Origin of the sequence: Bradyrhizobium sp. SZCCHNS1050, assembly GCF_032484785.1 — a bacterium.
In the GTDB taxonomy this organism is placed as follows: Bacteria; Pseudomonadota; Alphaproteobacteria; order Rhizobiales; family Xanthobacteraceae; genus Bradyrhizobium.
Genome location: NZ_JAUETR010000001.1, coordinates 4,900,813 through 4,920,680, shown reverse-complemented (window position 1 = coordinate 4,920,680; position 19,868 = coordinate 4,900,813). Strand labels below are relative to the sequence as shown.

The 19,868-nt window shown below is 67.2% G+C and carries 18 protein-coding genes; 11 read left to right on the top strand and 7 right to left on the bottom strand.

Going from position 1 to position 19,868, the window contains the following annotated elements:
- Positions 1 to 38 precede the first annotated feature (38 nt).
- Genes QX094_RS22270 through QX094_RS22255 form a run of 4 tightly spaced genes read right to left on the bottom strand, consistent with a single transcriptional unit; the run spans position 39 to position 4,227 of the window.
- Entirely contained in the window at positions 39 to 1,241 is a 1,203-nt protein-coding gene (locus QX094_RS22270) for an ABC transporter substrate-binding protein (protein ID WP_315715504.1), read from the bottom strand.
- A gap of 26 nt (positions 1,242 to 1,267) precedes the next feature.
- Positions 1,268 to 1,852, bottom strand: coding sequence for an amino acid synthesis family protein (locus QX094_RS22265; protein WP_315715503.1), 585 nt, complete (start codon positions 1,850 to 1,852; stop codon positions 1,268 to 1,270).
- Between the two features lie 39 nt (positions 1,853 to 1,891).
- Complete coding sequence (locus QX094_RS22260; protein ID WP_315715502.1) at positions 1,892 to 2,779, bottom strand: UPF0280 family protein; 888 nt, start codon at positions 2,777 to 2,779, stop codon at positions 1,892 to 1,894.
- On the bottom strand, positions 2,776 to 4,227 hold the full coding sequence (locus QX094_RS22255) for a 6-hydroxynicotinate reductase (protein ID WP_315715501.1): 1,452 nt from the start codon (positions 4,225 to 4,227) through the stop codon (positions 2,776 to 2,778). The genes QX094_RS22260 and QX094_RS22255 overlap by 4 nt, the downstream gene beginning before the upstream one ends.
- Positions 4,228 to 4,512: 285 nt before the next feature.
- Between QX094_RS22255 and QX094_RS22250 the strand changes: the two genes are divergently transcribed.
- The 9 genes from QX094_RS22250 (at position 4,513) to QX094_RS22210 (ending at position 16,140) form a co-directional block, all read left to right on the top strand.
- On the top strand, positions 4,513 to 4,995 hold the full coding sequence (locus QX094_RS22250) for a (2Fe-2S)-binding protein (RefSeq protein WP_315715500.1): 483 nt from the start codon (positions 4,513 to 4,515) through the stop codon (positions 4,993 to 4,995).
- Positions 4,995 to 8,540, top strand: a complete 3,546-nt coding sequence (locus tag QX094_RS22245; protein WP_315715499.1) for a molybdopterin cofactor-binding domain-containing protein — start codon at positions 4,995 to 4,997, stop codon at positions 8,538 to 8,540. Before QX094_RS22250 ends, QX094_RS22245 begins: the two co-directional genes overlap by 1 nt.
- A 153-nt stretch (positions 8,541 to 8,693) precedes the next feature.
- A complete protein-coding gene (locus tag QX094_RS22240) occupies positions 8,694 to 9,476 on the top strand; it encodes an IclR family transcriptional regulator (protein ID WP_315715498.1) in 783 nt (260 codons plus the stop codon).
- Positions 9,476 to 10,351 carry an ABC transporter permease gene (locus QX094_RS22235; RefSeq protein ID WP_315715497.1) on the top strand — a complete coding sequence of 292 codons (876 nt, stop codon included), beginning with the start codon at positions 9,476 to 9,478 and terminating at the stop codon, positions 10,349 to 10,351. The genes QX094_RS22240 and QX094_RS22235 overlap by 1 nt, the downstream gene beginning before the upstream one ends.
- 8 nt (positions 10,352 to 10,359) lie before the next feature.
- On the top strand, positions 10,360 to 11,238 hold the full coding sequence (locus QX094_RS22230) for an ABC transporter permease (protein ID WP_315715496.1): 879 nt from the start codon (positions 10,360 to 10,362) through the stop codon (positions 11,236 to 11,238).
- Positions 11,239 to 11,252: 14 nt separating this feature from the next.
- Positions 11,253 to 12,317: an extracellular solute-binding protein gene (locus tag QX094_RS22225; protein ID WP_315828062.1), complete on the top strand. Its 1,065-nt coding sequence runs from the start codon at positions 11,253 to 11,255 to the stop codon at positions 12,315 to 12,317.
- On the top strand, positions 12,314 to 13,402 hold the full coding sequence (locus QX094_RS22220) for an ABC transporter ATP-binding protein (RefSeq protein ID WP_315715493.1): 1,089 nt from the start codon (positions 12,314 to 12,316) through the stop codon (positions 13,400 to 13,402). Before QX094_RS22225 ends, QX094_RS22220 begins: the two co-directional genes overlap by 4 nt.
- Positions 13,403 to 13,480: 78 nt before the next feature.
- On the top strand, positions 13,481 to 14,584 hold the full coding sequence (locus tag QX094_RS22215; RefSeq protein WP_316188131.1) for a DUF917 domain-containing protein: 1,104 nt from the start codon (positions 13,481 to 13,483) through the stop codon (positions 14,582 to 14,584).
- 2 nt (positions 14,585 to 14,586) lie between these two features.
- The gene (locus tag QX094_RS22210) at positions 14,587 to 16,140 is read left to right on the top strand and encodes a hydantoinase/oxoprolinase family protein (RefSeq protein WP_316188130.1); all 1,554 of its coding nucleotides are present in this window, start codon (positions 14,587 to 14,589) and stop codon (positions 16,138 to 16,140) included.
- A gap of 10 nt (positions 16,141 to 16,150) precedes the next feature.
- On the opposite strand, the gene pncA is transcribed toward QX094_RS22210, so the two are convergent.
- The gene (gene pncA, locus QX094_RS22205; protein ID WP_316188129.1) at positions 16,151 to 16,774 is read right to left on the bottom strand and encodes a bifunctional nicotinamidase/pyrazinamidase; all 624 of its coding nucleotides are present in this window, start codon (positions 16,772 to 16,774) and stop codon (positions 16,151 to 16,153) included.
- Positions 16,775 to 16,956: 182 nt separating this feature from the next.
- Between pncA and QX094_RS22200 the strand changes: the two genes are divergently transcribed.
- Positions 16,957 to 17,241, top strand: a complete 285-nt coding sequence (locus QX094_RS22200; protein ID WP_315715490.1) for a hypothetical protein — start codon at positions 16,957 to 16,959, stop codon at positions 17,239 to 17,241.
- Positions 17,242 to 17,309: 68 nt separating this feature from the next.
- Positions 17,310 to 17,510: a hypothetical protein gene (locus QX094_RS22195; protein WP_315715489.1), complete on the top strand. Its 201-nt coding sequence runs from the start codon at positions 17,310 to 17,312 to the stop codon at positions 17,508 to 17,510.
- Positions 17,511 to 17,512: 2 nt separating this feature from the next.
- Here QX094_RS22195 and QX094_RS22190 read toward each other — a convergent pair whose 3' ends face one another.
- Positions 17,513 to 17,713: a DUF3606 domain-containing protein gene (locus QX094_RS22190; RefSeq protein WP_315715488.1), complete on the bottom strand. Its 201-nt coding sequence runs from the start codon at positions 17,711 to 17,713 to the stop codon at positions 17,513 to 17,515.
- A gap of 76 nt (positions 17,714 to 17,789) precedes the next feature.
- A complete protein-coding gene (locus QX094_RS22185) occupies positions 17,790 to 19,340 on the bottom strand; it encodes an aldehyde dehydrogenase family protein (RefSeq protein WP_315752091.1) in 1,551 nt (516 codons plus the stop codon).
- Positions 19,341 to 19,868: the final 528 nt, after the last annotated feature.

Sequence of the window (19,868 nt, the reverse complement as noted above, 5' to 3'; positions counted from 1 at the left end):
CTCCCCCTGCGGGAGAGGGAGAAGCAGGATCGTGTGGATCAGTCCTTCGGCCGGAGCTTGCCGACCTCCGCGTCACCAGGCAGGTAGTCCGAGCCCTTGCGATAGACGGCGTCGACCATGATGCCCTTGCCGTCCTTCAGCGCAGTCTTGCCGACGTAAGCGCCGAGCGTCGACTGGTGATCGATCTTGCGGAACGTGATTTCACCGAAGGGCGACGGCACCGACAGTCCCTCGGCCGCGGCGATCAGCTTGTCGGTATCGGTCGAGCCGGCCTTGGCGAGGATGGCGGCTGCCGACTTGATGGTCTGGTAGCCGACGATCGAACCAAGCCGCGGATAGTCGTTATATTTGGCCTGATACGCCTTCAGGAACGCGTCGTGCTCGGGCGTCTTGATCGAATACCAGGGATAGCCGGTGACGATCCAGCCCTCGGGCGTCTCCTCCTTGAGCGGATCGAGATATTCCGGCTCGCCGGTCAGGAAGCTGACGACCTTGCGGTCCTTGAACAGGCCGCGGGTGTTGCCTTCGCGGACCAGCTTCACGAGATCGGCGCCGAAGGTGACGTTGAGGATCGCCTCCGGATTGGCGGCGGCGACGGCCTGCACCACCGGACCGGCGTCGATCTTGCCCTGCGGCGGCCACTGCTCGTCCACCCACTGGATGTCGGGCCGTTTCTCAGACAAGAGCTTCTTGAACACGGCGACGGCCGACTGGCCATATTCATAGTTCGGCGCAATGGTGGCCCAGCGCTTGGCGGGAAGCTTGGCGGCCTCCTCGACCAGCATCGCCGCCTGCATGTAGTTCGACGGACGCAGGCGGAAGGTGTATTTGTTGCCCTTCGCCCAGGTGATGGCGTCGGTCAGCGGCTCGGCCGCCAGGAAGAACACCTTCTTCTGGTTGGCGAAGTCGCTGACGGCGAGGCCGATGTTCGACAGGAACGTACCGGCGAGCATCGCGACGTTCTCGCTCGACACCAGCTCGTTGGCCGCGGTCTGCGCGTCAGCCGGCTTGCCGCTGTCGTCCTTGGAGACGACGACGAGCTTCTTGCCGTTGATGCCGCCGGCCGCATTGACCTCCTCGACCGCGAGCTGCCAGCCCTTGCGATAGGGCTCGGTGAAGGCCGGCAGCAGCGAATAGCTGTTGATCTCGCCGATCTTGATGACGTCCTCGGCGCGCGCCGCGCCCGTCAATCCCGCGACGGCAAGGCCCAGGCCTGCCGCAAGCATCGTTCTCCGTCGCATCCCTTCAGCCTCCATGTTGAGTCGAATTACCGTAGACCGTCCTCGCCCTTGATCTCGGCGACCGTGAGCCCGCCGACGCGCGGCAGCGGACGGCCGCTGTCGGTGACCGCGAGCGCGACCATGATCTCATTGGCGCGCGGCGCGTCGTTGATCTGCACCTCCATGCCATCGAAATGACTGCGCACGAAGGCCGCATCTTTATGGCCGAGCGGAATGTCGAGCGTGCAGCCGACGCCGCCGCGCTTCTTCGACGACGGGATCAGCGCCGCGCCCTTGCCGAGTACCTTGCGCACCGGCGCGCCCATTTTCGGATGCAGGATCGCGGCCGCATGCTCCAGCTCGCCGTCGCTGCCGACGGCGGCCGCCTTGCCGTAGCTGTGCGCGGCCGGCCCTTCGATGCCGAGCGCGGCCACGGCGCGCTTGGCCAGCATCTCGCCCAGCTCCTCGCCGATCGCAATCAGAGGCGACAGGTCCTCGACATAGCGGCCGGCAAACGGATTCTCGATCACCGCCACTGCCGCAGCCCGCCGCGTCGGCGGCGAGACGGACCGGCCCATCTCCTGATGGACTTCCTCGACCACGGTCACGATCTTTCTGATGACGGCGCTCATCGATGATCCTTCGTGTTCCTGCACATCATGCATCAAACCTCACGCCGCCGCCGCTCGCAACTGCGGCCGACGAACGATCTCGATCGCGCGCGGACCGACAACGCGAATGTTGCCGCGGAGCTGCAGAACGGCGCCTTCGATCAGACCGGCCGACAGCAGCGACTGCCCACGATGCTCGCCCGCGGCCAGCGCTTCGGCAACCTCGACATCACGGAGCTCTCCGACCTCGCATGTGACGAGGCGATCACCGAGATCGGTCTCCGGTTGCAACTCGCAGGCAGGTCGGCGAAGCACGGCCGGATGACCCGGAAGATCGACCGCGTTGCCGATCACCGTCGCCGCCGCATCCGCCTGCGCCGCGCTGCGCGCGAGTACCGTCACCGCGTCGGCAATGCCCAGCGAGAAACTGCGGCCGTGGCGGCCCGACGTGGCGACGCCGCCGATCGCATCGGCAGCACGAAGCGTCATCCTGCGCATCACACCGGCGCCGTCGGGACGGTCCATCAGCCCGACGCTGAAGGTGGCGGCATCCCGCAGATGGAGTGCGATGTCACCGCCATTGTTGACATAGGCCCGCGTCAGCTTCGCCACGCCGCACATGGCGCCGAGGATCTCCTCGGCCACGCTCCCGGCAACCGCGGCCATCGGCGTGATGAACATTTCGCGGGCGAACGGCGACACTGCCGCATGCATCCGCCGCGCGACGACACCTTTCAATGGGCATCGATCGTGATCGGCGCCCCTGCGCAGATCGGACAGTTCGGCACACAGCTCGTCCAAGAGACCCGTGAAACGCTCGGCCGCCGCACGATAGGCCGCGCGGATATCACCATCGACCGCGTCGACGCCGATGATCAGATCGATCGGGCCGTCCTGCAGATGCAGCCGCCGGTCGGGCAACAAGGCGATCTGTGGCTGCCGGGTCATGCACCCGGCCTCGGCCACGGCAGTTGGCGAATGTCCTTGCTGACATCCTTGAGCGAAGCGAGCGGCTGGACGTAATCCATGTGCCCGCCGAGCGCCGCATAATCCGATAGCCTCAGCGTGAACTCGATCGGCGCGACGATCGCCGGCGTCGGCACATAGCCGAAGGCGCCGGCCGGCATCTGGGTCACGTCGACCATATAGGTGATGCCGCCGCCCGGCCAGACATAGACCGGCGCACCGCCGCTCGTCACCCGCGTCAGCGTATCCTTGACCGAACGCGTCAGCCGCACCGGATTGTCGGTGACGCCGGCGCGCAGCGAGCCGCCGGCACCGGCCATGAACAGCACGGTGCACAGCGCCGGCTCGCAGTTCTCCTGGATGCGCTCGACCGAGAACTGCAGCTCCGGCGGCATCTCGCGCTGCACCGGCCTGAGCGTCTCGTCGAGCACGTAGTATCCGGCATGCTCGCCCGTCGTGGACACCATCAGCAGCGTCGTTCCCGGCTTCGCCGTCTTGGGATCGAATGGCCCGAGGATCGACAGCGGATCGGAGATGTCGGTGCCGCCCCAGCCGGTTCCGGGCTGCGCCACCTGGAAGTAGCGGCCCGGCGTCGAGCGTCGTCCCTTCATCTTGATGCCTGTCGCGGGAATGTCGAGCAGCTTGCCGGCCTGGTGCTCTGACAGCACGCCGGTGATGTGATCATCGACCACGACGACCTCGTCGACCTTGCCCTGCCATTGCTTGGCGAACATCCCGATCGTGGCCGAGCCGCAGCCGACGCGCATGCGCTCTTCCTTGACGCCGTTGACGATCGGGGGCTGCCCCGCCTGCACGATCACGCTGGAGCCGCCGTCAACCACCAGTTCCACGGCCTTGCGGTTGCTGAGGTCCATCAGCGCGTCACAGGTGACACGCCCCTCCTTCTTGGAGCCGCCCGTGAGATGATGCACGCCGCCGAGCGACAGCATCTGCGAGCCGTATTCGCTGGTCGTGACGTGACCGACCGCTTCGCCGTCGACGCGCACCGTCGCCGCTTCCGGGCCGAGATAGCGGTCGGTGTCGATCTTCACCTTGACGCCGCAATAGCTGAAGATGCCCTCGGTCACGACCGTGACCATGTCGACGCCATCGACGACCGATGACACGATGAACGGCGCCGGCTTGTAGTCGGGATAAGTGGTGCCGGCGCCGATCGCGGTGACGAACAGCTCCGGCTGATGCACGATCTTGCCGTCCCAGTCGCCGCTCGCCTGGAACGGCACCAGCTTGCCGCCATGCGACACCGTGCGCTCCAGCAGGATATGCGGATCGACGCGCACCAGCACACCGTCCTGATTGGCATAGCGGTCGCAGGCGCCTGCCGCGCCCGGCTTGATGTAGCACATCACCGGGCAGGCATCGCAGCGGATCTTGTCCCCTGCACCGTCGCTCGCCGTCTCAGTCACCATGCAGAGAAGCCCATCTTGAAGCGGAGTTGGCGGCAGCCATCCACGCGCCGCGGCAATTCGTTCGTATACGAATGATGTCGCGCCCCTCCGCCGACTGTCAAGCGCCACCGCGAACGAAAAGCACGATTGCCGGATAAACGATCAGTTTGCCCTGCACAATGACGACAAATCGTGCATACGCTGCAACGCAATACGTGCCACTTGCATGTTAGTACACAAACGATACGCTCGGAGCGATCACCATCGCATCCTCGTTAACGATAGCATAGCGGACGACAGAAGGGCATGACGCCAGCAACGATTCGGCTGACCGTGAACGGACGGACACATGACGTCGCCGCCGCGCCGGACACGCCCCTGCTCCATGTGCTGCGCAACGACCTCGCTCTGAACGGTCCGAAGTACGGCTGCGGCCTGGGGGAATGCGGCGCCTGCACCGTACTGATCGACGGCCGCGCCGCCCGCTCCTGCGTCATTCCGGTGGAAGGCTGCATCGGCCGCGACGTCACCACGCTGGAAGGACTGGGCTCGCGCGAGGCGCCCGATCCGGTGCAGCAGGCCTTCATCGCCGAGCAGGCCGCGCAATGCGGCTACTGCCTCAACGGCATGATCATGACGACCAAGGCGCTGCTGGCGATCAAGCCCGATCCGTCACCCGACGAGATCAAGCAAGCGCTGCGCTACAATCTCTGCCGCTGCGGCGCGCATGTCGAAATCCTCCGCGCGGCGATGCGCGCGGCCGGCCACACGCTCGAGGCGCTGGACTGATGAACGATCGCCTCACCAAGGACGCCGACATGCCTCGCGGCCGGCTGGTCGTCGAACGTCCCATCGCCGGCAACGATGGCCAGTTCGAAACCTTCATCCGGATCACGGCGGCAGGCGAGGTCTCCGCCTTCAACGGCCATGTCGATCTCGGCACCGGCATCCGCACCGCGCTGGGACAGATCGTCGCAGAAGAGCTCGACGTCTCCTTCGCTCGGGTCGTGGTCGTGCTCGGGGACACCGCGGTCGTGCCGAACCAGGGCGCGACCATCGCCAGCGAGACAATCCAGATCACCGCCGTGCCCCTGCGCAAGGCGGCGGCGCAGGCGCGCGCCTTCCTCTTGGCGCGGGCGGCGACGCAGCTCGACCTCGACGTTCAGGACTTGATGGTCGAGGATGGACTGGTCCGCGGGCCCAACAACCGCGTCCTCAGCTATGGCGAGCTGATCGGCGATGAGACGATCCGCCTCGAGCTCGCCGACGATATCCTCGTCAAGTCGGTGAACGACTATCAGGTCGTCGGCCGCTCGGTGCCGCGCGTCGACCTGCCGGCGAAGGCGACCGGTGAGCTCACTTACGTGCATGACGTTCGCGTCCCCGGCATGCTGCACGGCCGCGTCGTGCGTCCGCCCTATGCCGGCGTCGATGCCGGCCCCTTCATCGGAACCAGCCTTCTTGGCGTCGACAGGGAGTCAGTGCGCGATGTCCCTGGCCTAGTCGACGTCGTCGTCATCGGCGACTTCATCGGCGTCGTCGCCGAGCGCGAGGAGAATGCGATCCGTGCCGCCGAGCGCCTCGAGGTGAATTGGAAGCCGGTGCCGACCCTGCGCGACCTCGATGATGTCGAGAACGCGCTGCGCGCCAATCCGTCCGCTCCGCGACGGCTGCTCGACAAGGGCGATGTCGATGCCGCCATCGCCGGCGCCGCCAAGCCGATGCGGAGGACCTATCTCTGGCCCTACCAGATGCACGGCTCGATCGGACCGTCCTGCGCGGTGGCCGACTATCGCGACGGGCAGATCCGCATTTATTCCGGCACGCAGAATCCTCATCTCCTGCGCGGCGATCTCGCCAAGCTGATCGACCGTCCCGAGCACCAGATCGAGCTGATCCGCCTCGAGGCCGCCGGCTGCTACGGCCGCAACTGCGCCGACGACGTCACGGCCGATGCGCTGCTGCTGTCGCGTGCGGTCGGCCGCCCGGTGCGGGTGCAATTGTCGCGCGAGCAAGAGCATCTGTGGGAGCCCAAGGGCACCGCGCAGCTGATGGACGTCAATGGCGGCCTCAATGCCGACGGCTCGGTCGCGGCCTATGAGTTCGCCACGCGCTATCCCTCGAACGGCGCACCGACGCTGGCGCTGCTGCTGACCGGGCGCATCGGGCCGGAGCCTGCGGTGTTCGAGATGGGCGACCGCACCGCGATCCCGCCTTACGACTATGAGCACATGCGCGTCACGGCGCATGACATGCCGCCGATCGTGCGTGCGTCCTGGATCCGCGGTGTCTCGGCGCTGCCCAACACCTTCGCGCACGAGTCCTACATCGACGAGCTCGCCGCCGAGGCCGGCGTCGACCCGATCGAATACCGGCTGCGCTATCTGAAGGACGAGCGCGCACGTGATCTCGTGAACGCCGTGGCCGAGCGCGCCGGCTGGACGCCGCGCCCCGTGCGGGAGGAGAAGACGCCCGAGAACGGCGTCGTCCATGGCCGCGGCTTCGCCTACGCGCTCTACGTCCACAGCAAGTTTCCCGGCTACGGCGCGGCATGGTCGGCGTGGATCGCCGATGTCGCCGTGAATACGACCACCGGCGATGTCAGCGTCACGCGGGTCATTGCAGGCCAGGACTCCGGCCTGATGATCAATCCCGACGGGGTACGCCACCAGATCGAAGGCAACGTCATCCAATCCACCAGCCGTGCGCTGATGGAGGAGATTCCCTTCACGCGCGGCAAGGTCGCGGCACGGGAATGGGGCGCCTATCCGATCATCACCTTCCCCGACGTGCCTGAGATCGACGTGCTGATGCTGCCGCGGCCGGATCAGCCGCCGCTCGGCGTCGGCGAGTCCGCGTCCGTGCCCAGCGCCGCCGCGATCGCCAATGCGATCTACGACGCCACCGGCGTCCGCTTCCGCGAGCCGCCATTCACGCCGGAGCGCATCCTGAAAGGCCTGCGCGGCGAACGGGCGGAGACGCCGGCGCCGCAGTCGCTGCCCGCCCCCGAAAGACCGGCGACCACGTGGCCCAAGCCCTTTGCCAAGCGGGGCGGCGTGATCGCCACCGCCGTCGCGGCCTGCGCCGCGGCGATCGGCGTCGCCACCGCCGTGTTGCCCTGGCGCGCCATCGCGCCGATCACGCGCCCCGATCCCTCGGTCTATTCCGCAGCGACGATCGCGCGCGGCGAGGCGCTCGCGGCGCTCGGCAATTGCGCTGTCTGCCATACCGCGGATGGCGGCCTGATCAATGCCGGCGGCCGCGCACTGGAGACGCCGTTCGGCACGCTGTTCAGCACCAACATCACGCCCGACGTCGAGACCGGCATCGGCGCCTGGTCCTATCCCGCCTTCGAGCGCGCGATGCGCGAGGGCGTGCATCGCGACGGCCGGCAGCTCTATCCGGCGTTTCCCTACACGCATTTCGCGCGAACCGATGATGCCGACCTGCAGGCGCTCTACGCCTACCTGATGGCACAGGCGCCAGTGAGACAGCAGGCGCCTGACAACGCGCTGCGCTTCCCATTCAACCTGCGGCCGCTGGTCGCCGGATGGAACGCTCTGTTTCACGACACGCAGCCGTTCCGGCCCGATCCGACACAATCGGAGCAGTGGAATCGCGGCTTCTATCTCGTCGAAAGCCTCGGCCATTGCAGCGCCTGTCACTCGCCGCGCAACGCGCTCGGCGCCGAGCAGCGCAACGCACATCTGGCTGGCGGCTTCGCCGATGGCTGGGAAGCCCCTGCGCTGACCGCGCTCTCGACTGCCCCGATCCCGTGGACCGAGGACGAGCTCTACACTTATCTGCGCTCGGGGCAATCGCGCTTCCATGGTGTCGCGGCCGGTCCGATGGCGCCGATCGTGAAGGATCTCGCGACGCTGCCCGACGCGGACGTTCGGGCCATGGCGATCTATCTCGCCTCGTTCCAGACGCCCTCGCCCGAGGCAGCGAAGCTGGAGGCGATGGCCGCGGAGTTGGAAGCGCGCACCAAGGCGACCTCGACGGCGTCTCCGGCGGCACGGCTCTATCTCGGCGCCTGCGCGGTCTGTCACGAGGTGGGCGGCCTGCCGCTGTTCGGCAGTCGGCCCTCGCTGGCGCTGAACAGCAACCTGCACAGCGCCACACCCGACAATCTGATCCAGGTGATCCTGCACGGGATCATGAAGCCGGTCTCGTCCGATCTCGGCTACATGCCGGCGTTCAAGGACCATCTCAGTGACGTCCAGATCGCCGAACTCGTCGCCTATCTTCGTCAGCAGTTTGCTCCGGACAAGCCGGCCTGGACGGGCGTAGACGCCGCCGTCGGTCGCATCAGGTCCACCGTGGCGCAGTGAGGCTGAGCATGCTCCGTCTGCGCCCGGCGCCCCGACCACCACCCTGACGCGCATTCGGGCACCTCGTTGCCAGTAATTTCGCCTTGCGGCAGACGGTCTGCCGCTTCTAGAATTTGGGACTACGTTCCAAAAAATGGAACAAACGGTATCATCATGAGCGCTCTGACCAACGCCATCGACATCCTGCGCTGCTTCTCGACCGCGCGGCCCGACCTCTCCTTTGCCGACGTCCAGGTCCTGACCGGCAAACCGAAAAGCTCGACCTCCCGCCTGCTCCGCTCGCTGCGCGATTGCGGCCTGCTCGAGCAGGATCCGCACAGCCGCCGCTACCGGCCGGGCCTGCTCACCTTCGAGCTCGGGCGGCTGCACCGGGCCCATGACGACCTGATCGCCACCGCCGAGCGCGAGCTGCGCGATGTCTGCGCGCGCACCGGCCACACCGGCTACATCGCCGTGCTCGACGGCTATCAGCAGGTGGTGCTGCGCATCGTGCCCGGCTCCAACCCGCTGCGCGTCGTCAACCCGCCGGGCCAGCGCACGCCGGCCATCATCACCTCGAACGGCCGCGCCATGCTGGCGCGTCTGACAGACCAGGAGATCCGGACGCGCGTGCCGCTCGACTACCCGAAGGTCCCGGCCAACTCGCCGCAGAACTTCACCGAGCTGATGGCGCGGCTGAACGAGATCCGCCGGACCGGCATCTCGGACGCCGCCGACGAGGCCATCGAGGGCGTCGGCTCGCAGGGCTTTGCGCTGACGAGCGGCGAGAGCGGTGAGCTGATCGGCATCGCCGTCTCCTACTCGGTCCAGGCCACCACCGAGATCGAGCGTGCCAATGTCCGCCGCGAGCTCGGCAGCATGGCCGCAAAGCTGCGGCGCATGACCGGCGATCCGCTCGGCCAGACCATCGAGCAATTGGCCGGACTGGCCTCCTGATGACGAGCAGCAGCGCGCCGCGCGTCAACAGCCTGGCGCTGTTGATCCTGCCGAGCGCGCTGCTGTTTGCGTTGTTCTTCTTTCTGCCGATCGGATTGATGGCGGTGATGAGCGTCCTGACCGGCAACCCCGTGGTCATGCCGAACGTCGCCCTCACAGCCAGGCACTATGCCCGCATGGGCGATGACGGCTACTATCTCGAGGTGATCTGGACCACGATCCGGATCGGCCTCTGGACGACGCTCGCCGCGCTCGTGATCGGCTACCCGCTCGCGCATTGGATGGCGCGTATCAAGAGCCGCACCGGCCATGCGCTGCTGCTGATGGCCGTGCTGGCGCCGATGCTGACCGGCATCGTGGTGCGTACCTTCGCCTGGATGACGCTGCTGTCCGACAAGGGTGTCATCAACCAGATCCTGGCGTCGCTCGGGCTGGTCACAAGGCCGTTGCAGCTGATGTACAATGAGACCGGCATCATCATCGGCCTGGTCCACATCTATGTGCCTTTCATGGTGCTGACGCTCACCGGCGTGATCGGCCGCATCGACGAGCGGCTGGAGCAGGCGGCGGAGAATCTCGGCGCCAGCCCATGGCGCGCATTTCTCGAGGTCACCCTGCCGCTCAGCCTGCCCGGCATCCTCGCCGGCTCGCTGCTCGTCTTCGCGCTCGCGATCAGCGCCTATGTCACCCCGATCCTGCTCGGCGGCTTCCAGGTCATGACCTTGCCGATCCTGATCTACCAGCAGATCTCCGCCAACTTCAACGTCGGCTTCGCGGCTGCGCTCGGCATGGTGCTGCTCATCATTTCGCTCTCGCTCGTCATCGCGTATAATCACGTGCTCGGCCTCGTTTCGGGCCAGCGCGAGCTGCAATGAGGGCGCAGATGACGAGCCTTGCTCCGGGATCGCGGCCGCCGCTCGCTGCGCCAATCGGTCTGGCGGCCACACCTGCCCTTCGCAGCAAGGCGCGGCCGCTCCGGTGGGGCCGCAGGCTCTATCTCGCCGCCAACACCGCCATCCTCGTCTTCCTGCTGGCGCCGATTGCGATCGTGATCGTGTTCGCGCTCAACCCGACGCCTTTCATCCAGTTTCCACCAGTCGGCATCTCCTTTCGCTGGTTCGAGAAATTCTTCGCCTCGGGCGACTTCATGCACGCGCTGCTGTTCAGCATCGAAGTCGCGGCCATGACCACGGTCGCGGCCACCGTGCTGGGCGCCTCGGCCGCGCTGGCGATCGCCCGCGGCAACCTGCCAGGCTCCCGGCTGATCGTGGCGACCATGCTGTCGCCGCTCATGCTGCCGGCGATCCTGACCGGTCTTGCGCTGTTCCAGTCCTACGTACTGCTCGACGTCGGACGCCCGGTGTGGGGGCTGGTGGCTGGTCACACGCTGGTGACGATTCCCTACGTGGTGCGGACCACGCTCGCCGTGCTGCACAATTTCGATGTCAGGTTGGAGGAAGCCGCGCAGAATCTCGGCGCCAGCCCCACCCGGACCTTCTTCGAGATCACGCTGCCGCTGGTGAAGCCCGGCGTTCTGGCAGGCGCGATCTTTGCTTTCATCGTCTCGTTCGACCAGTTTCCGGTGTCGCTGTTCCTGGTCGCGCCGGGCAGCGAGACCTTGCCGATCACGCTGTTCAACTATCTGAAGTTCGATCTCGACGGCACCATCGGCGCGGCCTCGGTGGTCTCGATCCTGCTCGCCTTCATCGTCGTCATCGCGCTCGACCGCACCGTAGGTCTTCGCTCCTACGTCAAACTCTAAGGGAGATCCCGGACATGACCGCCTCATCGCGTCGTTTTCCCCTGAGCCGCCGCCGCCTGCTGACCGCGGCTGCGTCGCTCGGCGCCGGCGTTGTCGCTGCTCCCTTTGTCGCGCGTGCGGACGAGCCCGTTCTCAACGTCACCGGCTGGGGCGGCAAATGGGGTGACGTGATGAAGGCCGAGATCGGCCCGGCCTTCGAAAGCGAGTTCAAGTGCAAGCTCAAGACCGACACCGCGCTGCCATTCCTGCCGAAGCTGCAGGCGAGTTCGCGCTCGGCTCCCATCTACGACGTGCTGCACACCAACTCCAACGAGCAGTGGGCGGCCGTGGAGATGGGTCTCGTCGAGCCCAAGGTCGACCCCAAGCTGGTTCCGAACATTGCCGACGTCTACCCTTACGCCGTCAGCGACAAGATCGTCGGCGTCTGCATCTTCACCAGCGCCATCGGGCTCGGCATGCGCACCGACAAGGGCTATGGGAGCGTCACGTCGTGGAAAGACTACTGGGATGCGAAATTCAACGGCGCGCGCGGCGGCTATGTGATCCCTGCCAATAGCCTTGGACAGGCGTTCGTGATGATGTGCGGCGCCCTGTATGGCAAGGGCCAGACCGACCTCGACGCCGCCTATGCAGCGCTGGAGAAGCTGAAGCCGATCAAGCTGGTCGACTTCACCGGCGCGATGGAGAAGCTGATCCTGTCCGGTGAGGTCGGCCTCGGCATCCTGCATGATTCCGGCATCTATCGTTACGACGGCCAGAACCAGCCGGTCGACTTCGTCACGCCAAACGAGGGCGTGCTGTCGCTCGAGCAAGTGCTGAGCATCACGCCTGGCAGCAAGGTGAAGGATCTCGCCAACGCCTATATCAACTACATGCTGCGCCCCGAGGTTCAAAAGCGCCTCGCTGAGACCGTCTGGTATTCGCCGGCCAACAAGAAGGTCAAGCTCGACTCCAAGTATGACGCCAAGCTGCTGACGACGCCGGAGAAGGTCGGCAAGCTGATCCAGGTCGACTGGAAGTGGTACAACGCACGGAAGGACGAGATCGACAGCCGGGTCAACCGGATATTCCGCGCATGAGCGCTGCCATCGAGATCGCCGCGGTCAGCAAGATCTATGACGGCGGCGTACGCGCAGTCGACGCGGTTGCCGTGAACATCAGGCCTGGCGAGTTCTTTTCGCTGCTCGGCCCGTCCGGCTGCGGCAAGACCACCACCCTGCGCATGATCGCCGGCTTCGACAGCCCAAGCGCCGGCGAGATCCGCCTCGACGGCGCCGACATCACCCACGTGCCGGCGCACAAGCGCGACATGGCGATGGTGTTCCAGAACTACGCCCTGTTCCCGCACCGGACCGTGGCCGAGAACGTCGCCTTCGGCCTGCGCATGCGCAAGATCGACAAGGCGACGATTGCCGCGAAGGTGAAGGCAGCGCTGGCGATGGTTGAACTCGGAGGCCTGGAGAACCGCAGGCCGGCGCAACTGTCCGGCGGCCAGCAGCAGCGCGTCGCGCTCGCCCGCGCCATCGTCATCTCGCCCCGCGTGCTGCTCTGCGACGAGCCGCTCGGCGCGCTCGACAAGAAATTGCGCCAGCAGATGCAGTTCGAACTCAAGCGGCTGCAGAAGACGCTTGGCCTCACCCTCGTGTTCGTCACCCACGACCAGGAGGAGGCGCTGGCCATGTCGGACCGCATCGCGGTCATGAACGCCGGCCGCGTCGAGCAGATCGGCACCCCGCTCGAGATCTACGATCAGCCGCGGACGCGTTTCGTTGCCGATTTCATCGGCGACACCAACATTTTTCGTGGTCAGCGCGTGACCTTGGACAAGGGCGTCGGGATAGCCGTCGGCAACGGTCTGGTACTGTCCCTGGCGGACACAGTTGCAGCAGCCGAGGCCGAGGTTCTGTCGGTCGCGCTGCGGCCGGAGAAGATCTCGGTATCGCCAGCCGAGGTGGCCGATGCCAAGCGGACAGGCATGTCCGCGCGCGGCACCGTCGAGAGCACCAATTTCCTCGGCGGCGCGGTGCTGTACCGCATCGCCCTGGAGAGCGGACAGCACGTGCTGGCGCAACAGCCGAATTCCGGAGCTGGTCCTCTCCATGCGCCGGGTCAAACGGTCACGCTCGACTGGCGTCCGGCCGATCTCGTCATCCTCGAGGATTGATATTGTGAGCGTTATATTCCTATTCCCGCAGCAGTACCGTGCGCCGCAGTCACAGAGCGACGTCGAAGAGCTTGTGCCGTGAGCGCAGCCGGCATGAAGACGATCAGCCTCGACGACATCGAGGCGCTCGCGGTCGGCGCCTGGATCCTCGGCACCGGCGGCGGCGGCAGTCCCTATCTCGGCCTGCTCAACCTGCGCCGGCTCTATGCGGAGGGGCATCGCGCGCAGATGATATCGCCGCTCGACCTCGCCGACGACGACTGGGTCGCGGTGGTCTCCAACATGGGCGCCCCCTTGGTCGGGCAGGAACGGCTGGCCGACAGCCGCAGCATCGCGCGTGCGGTGCGCATGCAGGAGGAGATCAACGGCATCACATTTCGCGCCGTGATGTCGGTCGAGATCGGCGGCGGCAACGGCATGCAGGCGCTGATGGCGGCGGCGCATCTGAACATCCCCGTGGTCGACGCCGACTGCATGGGCCGTGCCTTTCCCGAGGCACAGATGACGTCGGTCGCGATCGGCGACCTCAAGCCCTATCCCTGCACGCTCTACGATCCGCGCGGCATCGAGGCCGTCGTGACCAAGGTGCCGAGCTGGAAGTGGATGGAGCGCGCCAGCCGCAAGATCTGCGTCGAGATGGGCTCGATCGCCTCGACCAGCAAGGCGCCGCGCACGGGCCGCGAGGTCAAGGACTGGGGCATCCATTTCACGACCACCAAGGCGATCGCGATCGGCCGTGCGGTCGAGGCAGCGAACCGGAGCCACCAGGATCCGATCGCGGCGATCCTCGATTGCGAGGGCGGCCAGCGGCTGTTCAGCGGCAAGATCGTCGACGTCGAGCGCCGCACCACCGAGGGCTTTCTGCGCGGCAGCGCCGTCGTGGAGGGCAGCGACGACGATCGCGGCACCCGGCTCAAGCTGTCGTTCCAGAACGAATGGATCGTGGCTTGGCGCGATGGCGAAGCCATCGCGATGTCGCCAGACCTGATCTGCGTGCTCGACAGCGTCAACGGCCACGGCATCGGCACCGAGACGGCGCGCTACGGCCAGCGCGTCACCGTGATCGCGCTGCCCGCGCCCGCCGTATTGACCAGCCCGCGCGGGCTCGAATTCGTCGGCCCCCGCGCCTTCGGTTACGACCTCGATTTCCGGTCGCTGTTTGCGACCCCTGGAGCTCCCTGAGAATGAAGCGGATTGGCATTGACGTCGGTGGCACCAACACCGACGCCGTCCTGATTGCCGACGACCATGTCGTCCACTCCGTCAAGGCTGCGACCACCGCCGACGTCACCTCCGGCATCCTCGCGGCGCTGAAGGCGCTGCGAGAAAATCCCGCGGCGGCCGCGCCGGTCGACGCGGTCGTGATCGGCACCACGCATTTCATCAATGCGGTGGTGCAGCGGCGGCACCTGCAGAAGATCGGCGCCATCCGCATCGGCATGCCCGCCTCCGCCTCGCTGCCGCCGTTCTGCGACTGGCCGGGCGATCTCGCCGCGCTGGTCAGCGGCGAGACGTTCATGCTCGAGGGCGGCCACGATTATGATGGCCGCCCATTCATGCCGCTCGACATCGGCGGCCTGAAAGCCGCCGCGCGCGCGATCAAGGCCAAGGGCCTGCGCGCGGTCGCGGTCGCCTCGTCGTTCTCGCCGCTCGACCCGAGCTGTGAGATCGCGGCGCGGGAAATCCTCGCCGAGATCTGCCCTGATGTGGCCGTCACGCTCTCGCACGACCTCGGCCGCATCGGACTGCTGGAGCGCGAGAACGCCGCCCTGCTCAATGCCGCGCTCCACGACCTCGCGGTCACGACGGTCGCCGCCTTCCGCAAGGCGATCGCGGAGTCCGGCATCGATGCGCCGCTGTTCCTGACGCAGAACGACGGCACCGTGATGCAGGCGGAGATCGCGACCGCCTTCCCGGTCATGAGCTTCGCCTCCGGCGCCACCAACTCGATGCGCGGCGCCGCGTATCTCTCCGGCCTCGACGACGCCATGGTCGTCGACGTCGGCGGCACCACCAGCGACATCGGCCAGTTGCGCCACGGCTTTCCGCGCGAGGCCAACACCGTCGTCGAGGTCGGTGGCGTCCGCACCCTGTTCCGCATGCCCGATTTGCTCTCGATCGGGCTCGGCGGCGGCAGCCATGTCGAGCAGGATCCGGTCCGCGTCGGCCCGCTCAGCGTCGGATACCGGCTGACATCCGACGCGCTGGTGTTTGGCGGCGACCGCCTGACCGCGACCGACATCGCGGTCGCGGTGGGGCTGATCGACATCGGCGACAGATCGCGCGTCGCGCATCTGCCGAAAAGCCTGATCGACGCCGCGCTCGCCGACGCCCACCGCAAGCTCGAGGGCGACATCGACCGCATGAAGACCGAGGCCGGCGACGTGCCGCTGCTCGCGGTCGGCGGCGGCGCCTTCCTGGTGCCGGAGCGCCTTGCCGGCATCTCCACCATCGTGCGCGTCGACCATGGCGACTGCGCCAATGCGGTCGGCGCCGCCATCGCCCAGGTCTCCGGCGAGGCCGACCAGGTCTTCCGCGACCTGACCCGCGACGAGGCCATCGCGGCGGCGCGGGCCATCGCCGAGGAGCGCGCGATGCAGGCCGGCGCCGACCGCGACACGCTCAAGACGGTCGATGTCGAGGACATGCCGATCGCCTACCTCCCCGGCAACGCGCTGCGCGTCCGCGTCCGCGTCGCCGGCGCCATCGCCGAGCCGACCATCGGCGCGGCGGCGTAGTCCATCGTCGCTACGCCAGCTCGGCGATCCGCTCGACCCCGGCCTCCGCGCCCTGCGCCTTGGCCGCCGCCATCGAGCCGCCGAGGTCGATGCCGCGGCAGGCGTTGTCGATGACGATGGCCGCGAAGCCGAGCCGCCGCGCATCGACCGCCGAATAGTGCACGCAGAAATCGGTGGCGAGACCGACCAGGAAAACCCGCTTCAGGCCGCGCTCGCGCAGATAGCCGGCGAGGCCCGTGGGCGTGGTCTTGTCGTTCTCGAAGAACGCCGAGTAGGAATCGATCGCGGCACGAAAGCCCTTGCGGATGATGAGCTGCGCCTTGTCGGTCGCAAGCTCGGCATGGAAGGCGGCGCCCGGCGTGCCCTGGATGCAGTGGTCCGGCCACAAGGTCTGCGGCCCGTAGGGCATCGTGACGCTCTCGAACGGCGCCTTGCCGGGGTGGCTCGAGGCGAACGAGCTGTGTCCCGCCGGGTGCCAGTCCTGGGTCAGGACGACGTGATCGAACATCCCGCTCAGCCGGTTGATCGCCGGCACCACGGCATCGCCGTCGGCCACGGCGAGCGCGCCGCCGGGACAAAAATCGTTCTGCACATCGATGATGAGCAGCAAATCCTCGTTGGCCCTGATCTGCATTCCTGTCTGCATCCGTTTCACTCAAACTCCATCAAGGATGGCCCCAGGCCGCGGCGATCTCAAGCCGGGCCGCCGAATAATCCGCGGCAAGCCAGCCCCTCCATTTTGGAATCCCTGCCCTGCAGGACGGGCCTGGATACGCCCGCCGATTCATGGATTCTCCCGGCGGGAGAGCGTGGCCGATGCAGACTGCCGTCACACACCATTCCGCGAGCCAGCGTCTCGAGCGCTGGGCGGTCGCCACCCTGCGCGAGGCCGGCGCGATCGTCGAATGCGAACAGCACGGCTGGATGCGCGAGCGCGGCGACCCGCATGCGCTGGCGCGGGCGCTTCGCATCGCACGCGACGATCCGCCACGCGGCTTGTGTAGTTCGGACGCGCTCGCGGCGATCGAGGCCGTCCTGGCCGCGACCGGCGACACCTGCCCTGATTGTTCACGGCACGGAGAGCCGGAATATCCGCCGTGATTCAAATAAGTGATTCCGTAGCTACCCCGAGATGCCCTAGCCTGAGGCCTCCACCGGGAGACGCAATCATGCCGAATCATCCGGTCCCGTGGCTGCTGCGCAAGCCATGCCCGACCTGCGGCCGTGCGCTCGCGGTTCGCGAGGGCAAGGGCGGGCGCCGCGAGCTTGCTTGTCCGACCTGCGATGGGCCCGATCCGCTGCACTCGCCCAAGGCGCTCCGCTGGGCGAGGGGATCGCTTCGGCCGCCGGAGCGGCCGAAGCAGCATTGACGTCACTGGCGCGTCAGCTTGCGCTCGACTTTCTTGCGGCTGTTGCCGACCTTCTTGACCGCCTTCTTCACCGCGGACGCCGAGCGGCCGCTCTTCTTGGCTTCGTAGCGGACTTCGTGGTCCTGTCCACCCGCGACGCGGGCGCGATCCTGGTTGCGTCCGCGCGCTGACTTTGCGGTCGAGGCTTTCTTCTTCGTTGCCATGGTGCATCTCCTTATCAGCGCGCAACGCACGACGCAGCGAAGCGGTTCCGCCGATGAGAGAGCCCCATCGCATCGATCAGCCGAGGTCGAACTTGACGCCCTGCGCCAGCGGCAGGCTGCGGCCGTAGTTCACGGTGTTGGTGGCCCGGCGCATATAGGCCTTCCATGAATCCGAGCCGGACTCACGGCCGCCGCCGGTCTCCTTCTCGCCGCCGAACGCGCCGCCGATCTCGGCGCCCGAGGGGCCGATATTGACGTTGGCGATGCCGCAATCGGAGCCGCGCGACGACACGAACAGTTCGGCCTCGCGCAGATCATTGGTGAAGATCGACGACGACAGCCCCTGCGGCACCGCATTGTGCAGCTCGATCGCGGCATCGAGATCGCGATACGGCATCACGTAGAGAATCGGCGCGAACGTCTCGCGCTCGACCGGACCGGATTGCGATTCGATCTCGACCAGGGCCGGCCGCACGTAGTACGCCTCCGCAAAGCCGCCGACCGCGACGCGCTCGCCGCCGAACACGCGGCCGCCGTGATCCCGCGCGGCGCTCAGCGCGTCCTGCATGGCGTCGTAGGCGCCGCGATCGATCAGCGGGCCGATCAAGGTGCCCTGCTCCAGCGGATTGCCGATCGCCACCGAGGCGTAGGCCTGCTTCAGCCGCGGCACGAGCTGGGTGTAGACGTCGGCATGCACGAACAGGCGGCGCAGGCTGGTGCAGCGCTGGCCCGCGGTGCCCATCGCCGCGAACGCCACGGCGCGCAGGGTGAGATCGAGATCGGCGGTGGGCGTGACGATCGCGGCATTGTTGCCGCCGAGCTCGAGGATCGCGCGGGCAAAGCGGCCGGCAAGACAGGCGCCGACGACGCGCCCCATGGCGGTCGATCCGGTCGCCGACACCAGCGGCACCCTGGCATCGTCGACCAGCATCTCGCCGACCGCGCGGCCGCCGAGCAGCAGGCCGGCGAGCCCCTCCGGCGCCTCGCCGCCCTCGCGGCGATAACGCTGCAGCGCACGCGCCAGCAGCGCGTCGGTCGCGAGCGCGGTGAGCGGCGTCTTCTCCGACGGCTTCCAGACGACGCTGTTGCCGCACACCAGCGCCAGCGCTGCATTCCAGGCCCACACCGCCACGGGGAAGTTGAAGGCGGAGATCACGCCGGTGACCCCCAGGGGATGCCAGGTCTCCATCATCCGGTGCTCGGCGCGCTCGGTGGCGATGGTCAGGCCATAGAGCTGGCGTGACAGGCCGACGGCGAAGTCGCAGATGTCGATCATCTCCTGGACCTCGCCGAGCCCCTCGGAGACGATCTTGCCGGCCTCGATCGAGACCAGGCGGCCGAGCGCGGCCTTGTGGGCGCGCAGCTCCTCGCCGAACAGCCGCACCAGTTCGCCGCGCTTCGGTGCCGGCTTGAGCCGCCACTGCAAGAACGCGGCATGCGCGCGCGCGATCACCGCGGTCGCATCCGCTCTGCTGTCGTCATGCACATGGGCCAACACCTCGCCGGTCACCGGCGAACGGGCGGCGCGCGTCCCACCGCGCAGCCGCTCCGGCGCGACGCCGAGCGAGGTCAGGATCTCGGCCGTTTCGACAACGAGTGTCAGGGGCGATGCTTGGCTGGGCGACATATGCAACTCCGGATTGTCCCACGCACCGGTGCACGCGAGACGTCATGAATGGTCCATCGTAAACGCCCCCGTGTAGATCAAATCCGGCTGCGGCGCGAGCACCCGCGCGCTGGGCAAACGGCCACTGGGCAGGTCGCTCGTCGGCGCACGGAGGCGTCCTCCCGCTCGTTCTGTTTCGCGCGCGCCGGCTCAGCCTTCTGGCGCGCATCGGCGAGATCCCGCGACGCAACGCGCCCGGGCTGATGGGATCGACGATCCCTCGTGAAACACGAGGGCGCAGGGAATGCCGGGAGCTGGCCGCCCCCATGGCCCGCCTGCGAAAAAAATGCAGGCGGCAGGAACCACAGGTTCAGCCGAGACATCCCGGCATTCCCCGCGCGATGGTCTTCACGCTTATACCGTGATCTCCCCGGTGTACGGCTCTTAGCCACCGTCGCCCTCGGACTCATCGCCCGAAAGCTTAGCGCCAGCGTCGCGGCGCCAGGACCACACGACTTCACGTCCGCCAGCTGCCGTTCGTCCGCGTGC

What these genes read in the sequence shown, in the direction of transcription:
- QX094_RS22270 (WP_315715504.1), bottom strand. Translation starts at nt 1,241, where the DNA reads ATGCGACGGAGAACGATGCTTGCGGCAGGCCTGGGCCTTGCCGTCGCG.
- QX094_RS22265 (WP_315715503.1), bottom strand. Translation starts at nt 1,852, where the DNA reads ATGAGCGCCGTCATCAGAAAGATCGTGACCGTGGTCGAGGAAGTCCAT.
- QX094_RS22260 (WP_315715502.1), bottom strand. Translation starts at nt 2,779, where the DNA reads ATGACCCGGCAGCCACAGATCGCCTTGTTGCCCGACCGGCGGCTGCAT.
- QX094_RS22255 (WP_315715501.1), bottom strand. Translation starts at nt 4,227, where the DNA reads ATGGTGACTGAGACGGCGAGCGACGGTGCAGGGGACAAGATCCGCTGC.
- QX094_RS22250 (WP_315715500.1), top strand. Translation starts at nt 4,513, where the DNA reads ATGACGCCAGCAACGATTCGGCTGACCGTGAACGGACGGACACATGAC.
- QX094_RS22245 (WP_315715499.1), top strand. Translation starts at nt 4,995, where the DNA reads ATGAACGATCGCCTCACCAAGGACGCCGACATGCCTCGCGGCCGGCTG.
- QX094_RS22240 (WP_315715498.1), top strand. Translation starts at nt 8,694, where the DNA reads ATGAGCGCTCTGACCAACGCCATCGACATCCTGCGCTGCTTCTCGACC.
- QX094_RS22235 (WP_315715497.1), top strand. Translation starts at nt 9,476, where the DNA reads ATGACGAGCAGCAGCGCGCCGCGCGTCAACAGCCTGGCGCTGTTGATC.
- QX094_RS22230 (WP_315715496.1), top strand. Translation starts at nt 10,360, where the DNA reads ATGACGAGCCTTGCTCCGGGATCGCGGCCGCCGCTCGCTGCGCCAATC.
- QX094_RS22225 (WP_315828062.1), top strand. Translation starts at nt 11,253, where the DNA reads ATGACCGCCTCATCGCGTCGTTTTCCCCTGAGCCGCCGCCGCCTGCTG.
- QX094_RS22220 (WP_315715493.1), top strand. Translation starts at nt 12,314, where the DNA reads ATGAGCGCTGCCATCGAGATCGCCGCGGTCAGCAAGATCTATGACGGC.
- QX094_RS22210 (WP_316188130.1), top strand. Translation starts at nt 14,587, where the DNA reads ATGAAGCGGATTGGCATTGACGTCGGTGGCACCAACACCGACGCCGTC.
- pncA (WP_316188129.1), bottom strand. Translation starts at nt 16,774, where the DNA reads ATGCAGATCAGGGCCAACGAGGATTTGCTGCTCATCATCGATGTGCAG.
- QX094_RS22200 (WP_315715490.1), top strand. Translation starts at nt 16,957, where the DNA reads ATGCAGACTGCCGTCACACACCATTCCGCGAGCCAGCGTCTCGAGCGC.
- QX094_RS22195 (WP_315715489.1), top strand. Translation starts at nt 17,310, where the DNA reads ATGCCGAATCATCCGGTCCCGTGGCTGCTGCGCAAGCCATGCCCGACC.
- QX094_RS22190 (WP_315715488.1), bottom strand. Translation starts at nt 17,713, where the DNA reads ATGGCAACGAAGAAGAAAGCCTCGACCGCAAAGTCAGCGCGCGGACGC.
- QX094_RS22185 (WP_315752091.1), bottom strand. Translation starts at nt 19,340, where the DNA reads ATGTCGCCCAGCCAAGCATCGCCCCTGACACTCGTTGTCGAAACGGCC.